The organism is Vibrio mytili, from assembly GCF_000830505.1.
Taxonomy (GTDB): Bacteria; Pseudomonadota; Gammaproteobacteria; order Enterobacterales; family Vibrionaceae; genus Vibrio; species Vibrio mytili.
In genome coordinates this window covers 1-2,410 of the sequence record NZ_JXOK01000069.1, presented here as the reverse complement: position 1 = coordinate 2,410, position 2,410 = coordinate 1, and the positions used below count along the sequence as shown (strand labels likewise).

General features: G+C 51.4%; 2 rRNA genes. Both read right to left on the bottom strand.

From position 1 onward, the window contains the following. Positions 1-113 (bottom strand): 5S ribosomal RNA (rrf, locus tag SU60_RS17680); the annotation flags it as partial. 120 nt (positions 114-233) lie between these two features. Further along, positions 234-2,410: ribosomal RNA gene (locus tag SU60_RS17675) — 23S ribosomal RNA — on the bottom strand; the annotation flags it as partial.

Sequence of the window (2,410 nt, the reverse complement as noted above, 5' to 3'; positions counted from 1 at the left end):
TGGCGATGTCCTACTCTCACATGGGGAAACCCCACACTACCATCGGCGCTATTTTGTTTCACTTCTGAGTTCGGAATGGAATCAGGTGGGTCCAAAACGCTATGGTCGCCAAGCAAATTCGGTTTAAACTCGCTGCTTAAGCAAGTTTAATAATCTGGAAAGCTGTTTTTATTTCTCATTATCACACATTCAATGTTCTTTCATTGAGTCCATCAAAACCCCTTGGGTGTTGTATGGTTAAGCCTCACGGGCAATTAGTATCAGTTAGCTCAACGCCTCACAACGCTTACACACCTGACCTATCAACGTCGTAGTCTACGACAACCCTTTAGGATACTTAAAGTATCAGGGAGAACTCATCTCAAGGCTCGCTTCCCGCTTAGATGCTTTCAGCGGTTATCAATTCCGAACTTAGCTACCGGGCAATGCGTCTGGCGACACAACCCGAACACCAGAGGTTCGTCCACTCCGGTCCTCTCGTACTAGGAGCAGCCCCTTTCAATTCTCCAACGCCCACGGCAGATAGGGACCGAACTGTCTCACGACGTTCTAAACCCAGCTCGCGTACCACTTTAAATGGCGAACAGCCATACCCTTGGGACCGACTTCAGCCCCAGGATGTGATGAGCCGACATCGAGGTGCCAAACACCGCCGTCGATATGAACTCTTGGGCGGTATCAGCCTGTTATCCCCGGAGTACCTTTTATCCGTTGAGCGATGGCCCTTCCATTCAGAACCACCGGATCACTATGACCTGCTTTCGCACCTGCTCGAATTGTCATTCTCGCAGTCAAGCGGCTTATGCCATTGCACTAACCTCACGATGTCCAACCGTGATTAGCCCACCTTCGTGCTCCTCCGTTACTCTTTGGGAGGAGACCGCCCCAGTCAAACTACCCACCAGGCACTGTCCTCATCCCCGATAAGGGGACCAAGTTAGAACATCAACACTACAAGGGTGGTATTTCAAGGTCGGCTCCACCAACACTGGCGTGCTGGTTTCAAAGCCTCCCACCTATCCTACACATGTAGGGTCAATGTTCAGTGCCAAGCTGTAGTAAAGGTTCACGGGGTCTTTCCGTCTAGCCGCGGGTACACTGCATCTTCACAGCGATTTCAATTTCACTGAGTCTCGGGTGGAGACAGCGTGGCCATCATTACGCCATTCGTGCAGGTCGGAACTTACCCGACAAGGAATTTCGCTACCTTAGGACCGTTATAGTTACGGCCGCCGTTTACCGGGGCTTCGATCAAGAGCTTCGACCGAAGTCTAACCCCATCAATTAACCTTCCGGCACCGGGCAGGCGTCACACCGTATACGTCATCTTACGATTTTGCACAGTGCTGTGTTTTTAATAAACAGTTGCAGCCACCTGGTATCTGCGACTCCTAGTAGCTCCATCCGCAAGGGACTTCACCGCCAGGAGCGTACCTTCTCCCGAAGTTACGGTACCATTTTGCCTAGTTCCTTCACCCGAGTTCTCTCAAGCGCCTTGGTATTCTCTACCCGACCACCTGTGTCGGTTTGGGGTACGATTCCAACTTATCTGAAGCTTAGAGGCTTTTCCTGGAAGCATGGCATCAATGACTTCACATCCGTAGATGCTCGACGTCGTGTCTCAGCCTTAAAAGAGCCGGATTTACCTAACTCTTAAGCCTACGCACTTGAACCTGGACAACCGTCGCCAGGCCCACCTAGCCTTCTCCGTCCCCCCATCGCAATAAGTTGAAGTACGGGAATATTAACCCGTTTCCCATCGACTACGCCTTTCGGCCTCGCCTTAGGGGTCGACTTACCCTGCCCCGATTAACGTTGGACAGGAACCCTTGGTCTTCCGGCGAGGGGGTTTTTCACCCCCTTTATCGTTACTCATGTCAGCATTCGCACTTCTGATACGTCCAGCATGCGTTACCACACACCTTCAACCGCTTACAGAACGCTCCCCTACCCAATATACAAAAGTATATTGCCGCAGCTTCGGTTTACTACTTAGCCCCGTTACATCTTCCGCGCAGGCCGACTCGACCAGTGAGCTATTACGCTTTCTTTAAATGATGGCTGCTTCTAAGCCAACATCCTGGCTGTCTGAGCCTTCCCACATCGTTTCCCACTTAGTAGTAATTTGGGACCTTAGCTGGCGGTCTGGGTTGTTTCCCTCTCCACGACGGACGTTAGCACCCGCCGTGTGTCTCCCGGATAGTACTTACTGGTATTCGGAGTTTGCAAAGGGTTGGTAAGTCGGGATGACCCCCTAGCCTTAACAGTGCTCTACCCCCAGTAGTATTCGTCCGAGGCGCTACCTAAATAGCTTTCGGGGAGAACCAGCTATCTCCAGGTTTGATTGGCCTTTCACCCCTAGCCACAAGTCATCCGCTAATTTTTCAACATTAGTCGGTTCGGTCCTCCA